Source organism: Pseudonocardia humida, assembly GCF_023898865.1.
GTDB lineage: Bacteria > Actinomycetota > Actinomycetes > Mycobacteriales > Pseudonocardiaceae > Pseudonocardia > Pseudonocardia humida.
Map to the genome: position 1 here is coordinate 46,356 of NZ_JAGSOV010000048.1, position 6,096 is coordinate 52,451.

Sequence of the window (6,096 nt, forward strand, 5' to 3'; positions counted from 1 at the left end):
AAAGTCTTCTTCACGCCGTGTCCTTCCGGGCGGATCCCGTTCGTGGGGAGGGGGTGCGGCCGCCACGGCCGCCGAGGACAGAGGGAGACCGACGATGAAGTACATGCTGCTGATCCAGGCGAACGCGGTCGGCGCGGACGGCGCGTCCGCGGACTGCACCGTCGAGGACTGGATGGCCTACGACAAGGAGGTCACCGAGGCCGGGGTCAAGGTGTCCGGCGAGTCGCTGGCCGACCTGGTCACCGCCACCACCGTGCGGGTCGACCGGGACGGCAGGCGCACCGTGACCGACGGGCCGTTCGCCGAGAGCCGGGAGCTGCTGGGCGGCTTCCTGGTGATCGACGTGCCCGACCTGGACGCCGCCCTCGACTGGGCGGCGCGCTGCCCGGGCGCCCGCGACGGCGCGGTCGTCGTGCGGCCGGTCGCCGACTTCGGCGGCTGAGCGCGGTGGACGAGCGGGCCGCAGCCGGCGGGGCGCCGGCCTCCGTGGCGGCCGTGTTCCGCGAGGAGCACGGCCGGTTGCTGGCCGCGCTCGTCCGCCGCTTCGGCGACCTCGACCTGGCCGAGGACGTCACCGCCGAGGCCATCGCGGCGGCGCTGGAGCTGTGGCCGGTGCACGGCGTCCCGCCGAACCCTGGCGGCTGGCTGATGACCACGGCCCGCCGCCGCGCGGTCGACCGGCTGCGCCGCGACAAGGCGTACGCGGCCCGGCTGGCGGTGCTGGCGGTGGAGGCGGAACGGGCCGGGCCGGTGCCGCCGGTCGAGCCCGGCGCCGAACTGCCCGACGAGCGGCTGCAGCTGTTCTTCACCTGCGCCCACCCGGCGCTGGCCGCCGAGGACCGCGGCGCGCTCACCCTGCGCTGCCTGGCCGGGCTGACCACGCCGGAGGTGGCCAGGGCGCACCTGGTGGCCACGGCGACGATGGCCAAGCGGATCACCCGGGCCAAGCGCAAGATCAGCGAGGCGCGCATCCCGTTCCGGGTGCCCGGCCCCGACGAGCTGCCCGAGCGGCTGCCCGGCGTGCTCCAGGTGCTGTACTCGATCTTCACCGAGGGCTACGCGGCCAGCGCGGGACCCGACCTGCAGCGGCTCGACCTCGCCGAGGAGGCGATCCGGCTGGCCCGGATCCTGCGCCGGCTGCTGCCCGCCGAGCGTGAGGTCGCCGGGCTGCTGGCGCTGATGCTGCTGGTGCACGCCCGGCGCGCGGCCCGCACCGGCCCGGACGGCGAGCCGGTGCTGCTCGACGAGCAGGACCGCGCCCGCTGGGACCACCCGATGATCGACGAGGGCCGGGCGGTGCTGACCACCGCGCTGACCGGTGGACCGGTCGGCCCGTACGCGGTGGAGGCGGCGATCGCCGCCCTGCACGACGAGGCGCCGGACGTCGAGCGCACCGACTGGGCGCAGATCGTGGCCCTCTACGACGTGCTGCTGGGGCTCGTGCCGTCGCCGGTGGTGGCGCTCAACCGGGCCGTGGCGGTCGCCATGCGCGACGGCCCGGCGGCCGGGCTCGCACTGCTCGACGAGCTCACGGACGAGGCGCAGCTGCGCGGGTACCACCCGTTCGCGATGGCCCGCGCCGACCTGCTGCAGCGCCTCGGTCGTCGGCGCGACGCCGCCGAGGCCTACCGCACGGCGCTCGCCCAGGCCGGCACCGAGCCCGAGCGCGCGTTCCTGCGCCGCCGGATCGCCGCCGTCGAGATGTGACGACTGCCACATCCCGTGCGGTCCTTCCGTCCCGGCCCCGCTCGTGGTGATCCCGAACAGCCCACCGACCACGGGAGCAGGACATGCGCGACGACGAGATCCTCGACTGGACAAGGACCGAGCGGCTCGGCCTGGCCGACTTCCTGGACGGCCTCGACGACGACCAGTGGCGGGCGCCGTCGCTGTGCGCCGGGTGGTCGGTGCACGACCTGGCCGCGCACCTGACCCTCTCCACCCGCACGACCCTCGGGCTCGTGATCAAGGAGGCGATCCGGGCGCGCGGCAGCTTCGACCGGATGGAGCTGGTGATCTCCCGGGAGCGGGCGGCCCGGTTCGACCGCCACGAGTTGGTGGCCCAGCTGCGCGAGACGGCCGGTTCGCCCCGCCGGGCTCCCGGGGCCGGACCGCTGGACCCGCTGGTCGACGCGCTGGTGCACGGCCAGGACCTCGCCCGCGCGCTCGGCATGGAGCGGCCGATGCCGCCGGCTCCCGCCGTCGCCGCGCTCGAGCACGTGCGGACGAGCGGCTTCTACGGCGGCCGCCGCCGCTTCCGCGGCACCCGGCTGGTCGCCACCGACGTCGACTGGTCGGCGGGTGCGGGTCCGGAGGAGATCCGCGGCCCGGTCGCCGACCTGCTGCTCGTGGCCACCGGGCGGACCGCGGGACTGGCCGCGCTCAGCGGGCCGGGGACCCGGCGGCTGGTGCTGGCCTGACTGTCCGTCCGGTGGCGCTGCTGACGCCGTCCCCGCCGCTCCGCCGGGTTCAGGAAAGCCACGATGCTGCCCGCAGGGGGCGGGAACGTGGCTTTCCTGAACCCGGGGAAGGGGCGGGGTTCGGGTCAGGGGAAGAGATCGGCGGCGGCGTGCCGAGCGACCCAGTCCTGCCAGTCCGGGAACGTCCAGCCGTGCTCGACGACCATCAGCCCGTAGGTCTCCGGGGAGCACAGCGCGCCCAGCGCCTCGGTGGCCTGCTGCAGCGAGATCCGGTGGGTGAACCCGGGCTTGTCGGCCAGCTCGTCGACGGCCCGGGCGTGCGCGAGCAGCACGTCGGCCCGCTCGCGCTCCAGCAGCGCGGCCGGCTCCGGGTCGGCCGCGGCCGCGCGCAGGACGGCGGCCAGCGGGTAGCGGCGCTCGACCGCGGCCGCCGCGACCGCCACGTGCAGGGCCAGTGCGGTGGGCCCGTGCGGCTCGGCGCGGACCTCGTCGAGCCGGGGCCCCGCGGGGACGGCGGTGCCGGCCAGCGCGGCCTCCAGGATGGCGATCTTGCTGCCGAACGACAGGTAGAGCGTCTGCACGGCGACGCCTGCCGCTTTGGCCACGGCCGAGACGGTGGTGTCGAGGTACCCCCGCTCGACGAACAACCCGGCGGCTGCGACCAGGATGCGCTCGCGGGTCTGCTCGGCGCGCTGCGCGCGGGCGGCCCGGCTGCGCTCCTTCGGCCGATCAGCGTTCTGTACCGCCGTGCTGTAATGCCGTTCCATCATGGTATTACAGCACGGTGTTCCACCTTGCTTCGCACCCGGCCACCGCCCCCGCCGGGTTCAGGAAGGTGGCCTTCCTGAACCCACGGGGCCTGAAGGTGGCCTTCCTGAACTCGGGTGCGGGCGCGGGGGTGGGCGGGGATAGTGCCCGGCGTGGGAGGGGGCCGAGGCGGCGGGGCGGGTGGGGCGGGGGCACTGCTGCGGGGCAACCCGGCGTTCCGCAACCTGGCGATCGCCCGGCTGGTGTCGTTCGTGGGCGACTCGCTCAGCCTCGTCGCGCTGATGCTGCACGTGGCCGCGACCAGCGGGCAGGCCATCGCGGTCGCGGCCCTGCTGCTGGTGGGCGACTTCGTGCCGGCCCTGCTGGCGCCGCTGTCCGGGGCCGTCGTCGACCGGTTCGACCGGCGTCGGGTGATGATCGTCTGCGAGCTGGTGCAGGGGGCGGCGCTGCTGGCGATGGCGCTGCTGCTGCCCCCGCTGCCGCTGCTGCTCGTGCTGGTCGGGGTGCGGGCGGTCGCCGGGCAGGTGTTCGCGCCGGCGTCCCGGGCGGTGGTGCCGGCGCTGGTGCGCGACCGCGACCTGGAGGCCGCCAACTCGACGGTCGGGTTCGGGGCGAACGGGGCCGAGGCGGTCGGGCCGCTGGTCGCCGCCGCGCTGCTGCCCGCGCTCGGGGTGCCGGGCGTGCTGCTGGTGGACGCCGCGTCGTTCCTGGTGTCGGCGCTGCTGCTGACCCGGCTCCCGGCGCTGCCCCCGACCGCCGAGCCGGACGTCGAGGCGGGTTCGCTGCTGCGGCGCGCCCGCGACGGGCTCGGCTGGATCGCCGCGGCGCCGCCGGTGCGGATCGTCGTGCTCGGGTTCTGCGCGGTGGTCGCGGCCACCGCCATCGACGACGTGGCGCTGATCGTGCTGGCCACCGAGGACCTGCGGGCCGGGGAGTCGGCCACGGCGGTGCTGCTGGGCGCGGTCGGGATCGGGCTGCTGGCCGGCTACCTGCTGCTCGCGCGCGGGGCGGCCCGGGTGCCGACGGCGGTGCTGCTGGTCGCCGGGTTCGCGGTCAGCAGCGTGGGCAACCTGCTGACCGGGCTGGCCTGGGCGGTGGCCGCGGCGTTCGCGCTGCAGGCCGTGCGCGGGCTGGGGATCGCCGCCATGGACGTCGCGCACGTGACGCTGCTGCAGCGCCTGGTGCCCGACCACCTGCTCGGGCGCGTCTTCGGCAACCTGTACGGGGCCATCGGCGTGGCCGCGGGCACCTCCTACCTGGGCGGCGGGCTGCTCCTGGACGCCGTGGGCGCGCCGAGCACCTTCCTGATCGCCGGGGCCGCTGGCACGGCCGCCACGCTGGCCGTGGCGCTCACCCTCCCGCGGGCCCTGCGCGCGCACCGGCCGCCCGACAGCTAGCGCAGCGGACGCTCACCGCCGCGGCGCCACAGGCCCCACCCGACAGCCCGGCGACCACGAGCACCCCAGAGCCGGGTCGCGACCGAGGTCAGCACCAACAGCAGCAGCCAGATCGTCCCGAGACCCCACCGGAACTCCCCGATGGGTGGGGTACGGGAGGCTGACCGCGACCACGGGTGGCCAGGCACCACCGACCGCAGCCCGGAGAGCCGGTAGGTGGGCTGCTCGTCGAGGTGGGGCTCCGGTAAGCTCGCCGGGCCGCCCGCCAGGGCGTCAGCTCGACCCATCCACCACTCATGTGGCGCGCGCTCCCCCCGTGGCGACACAACACGGCCCGACGGACGGCGTTCCCCCCGCCGACCCCCTCGGGATAGCAGTTCCCCACAACCGAGAGTAGTGGCCCCAGCGCGGGGCGCACACCGATCCATGAATGCTCGGCCCCGCACCCCCGGGCACCGGCCGGACAGATCCGGACAAATCGCCGGACATCGTGACGGATACCTCCGAAATACCTGTCACACCGGCGCTACCAGGCACGACCTCCTTGTCGGGATGCCCACGACCGAGGAGGGCGTCGCGGGCCATCGCGTTCGAGGGAGTTCCATGAACTGGTACATGAAGGTGCTCAGGCAGTACTCCGACTTCACCGGGCGGGCGCGCCGGGCGGAGTACTGGATGTTCGCCCTGATCCACGCCGGCATCGCGTTCGCGATCGGCCTGGTCTCGGTCCTGCTCGGGGCCGTGATCGGGACCGGCGGGTACGTGGCGGGCATGGTCATCCTGGGGCTCTACACCCTGGCGGTGCTGGTGCCGGGCCTCGCGGTGAGCGTGCGCCGGCTGCACGACACCGACCGTTCCGGGCTCTTCCTGCTGGTCTCGCTGATCCCGGCGGTCGGCGGCATCATCCTGATCGTGCTGACCGCGCAGGAGGGCACCCGCGGGCCGAACCAGTACGGCCCCGACCCCAAGGCCGAGTTCGGCGCGGAGCCGGGCTACCCGGTCGCGCAGGGCGCCTACGGCCAGTCGGGCGGCTACCCGCAGCCCGGTGGCTACCCCCAGCCCGGCGGGTACGCCGAGCCCGGCTACCCGCAGCCCGGCTACCCCCAGCAGGGCGGCTACCCGCAGCCCGGCTACGGCCAGAACGGCCAGCCGGCGGGCTACCCCCAGCCGTCGGGCTACCCGCAGCAGGGCGGCTACCCCCAGCAGGGCGGGTACCCGCAGCCCGGCTACCCCCAGCAGGGTGGCTGGCCGCAGCAGGGCAACCCCTCCGGCGGCCAGCGGTACTGACGCTCACGTGGTCGGCGGGGTCGGGCGGCGACCGAGCGAGCGCGGCGCGGCCAGCGCGACCCCGACCGCGACCAGCACCAGGACGCCCGCCGCGGCGAACCCGACGCGGTAGCCGGCGGTCAGCGCCTCGGCCCCGCCGCCGTGGGGGGGGGCGCCGCGCCCCCCCCCCCCCCCCCCCCCGCCCCCCCCCCCGCCCCCCCCCCGGGGGGGGGGGGTGAATACCG

At 75.9% G+C, this 6,096-nt stretch carries 6 protein-coding genes; 5 read left to right on the forward strand and 1 reads right to left on the reverse strand.

Annotated features, from left to right (window positions below):
- Positions 1-94 precede the first annotated feature (94 nt).
- The 3 genes from KDL28_RS23310 to KDL28_RS23320 all read left to right on the forward strand — a co-directional run bounded on the left by KDL28_RS23310 (position 95) and on the right by KDL28_RS23320 (position 2,420).
- The gene (locus KDL28_RS23310; RefSeq protein WP_252441607.1) at positions 95-442 is read left to right on the forward strand and encodes a YciI family protein; all 348 of its coding nucleotides are present in this window, start codon (positions 95-97) and stop codon (positions 440-442) included.
- Positions 443-447: 5 nt separating this feature from the next.
- Positions 448-1,707 (forward strand): RNA polymerase sigma factor, encoded by a 1,260-nt coding sequence (locus tag KDL28_RS23315; protein WP_252441608.1) that lies wholly within the window; start codon positions 448-450, stop codon positions 1,705-1,707.
- A gap of 83 nt (positions 1,708-1,790) precedes the next feature.
- A complete protein-coding gene (locus KDL28_RS23320) occupies positions 1,791-2,420 on the forward strand; it encodes a maleylpyruvate isomerase family mycothiol-dependent enzyme (RefSeq protein WP_252441609.1) in 630 nt (209 codons plus the stop codon).
- Positions 2,421-2,545: 125 nt separating this feature from the next.
- Here KDL28_RS23320 and KDL28_RS23325 read toward each other — a convergent pair whose 3' ends face one another.
- Positions 2,546-3,187 carry a TetR family transcriptional regulator gene (locus tag KDL28_RS23325; protein WP_252441610.1) on the reverse strand — a complete coding sequence of 214 codons (642 nt, stop codon included), beginning with the start codon at positions 3,185-3,187 and terminating at the stop codon, positions 2,546-2,548.
- A gap of 153 nt (positions 3,188-3,340) precedes the next feature.
- Between KDL28_RS23325 and KDL28_RS23330 the strand changes: the two genes are divergently transcribed.
- Positions 3,341-4,585 carry an MFS transporter gene (locus KDL28_RS23330; RefSeq protein WP_252441611.1) on the forward strand — a complete coding sequence of 415 codons (1,245 nt, stop codon included), beginning with the start codon at positions 3,341-3,343 and terminating at the stop codon, positions 4,583-4,585.
- Positions 4,586-5,188: 603 nt separating this feature from the next.
- The gene (locus KDL28_RS23335; protein ID WP_252441612.1) at positions 5,189-5,872 is read left to right on the forward strand and encodes a DUF805 domain-containing protein; all 684 of its coding nucleotides are present in this window, start codon (positions 5,189-5,191) and stop codon (positions 5,870-5,872) included.
- Positions 5,873-6,096: the final 224 nt, after the last annotated feature.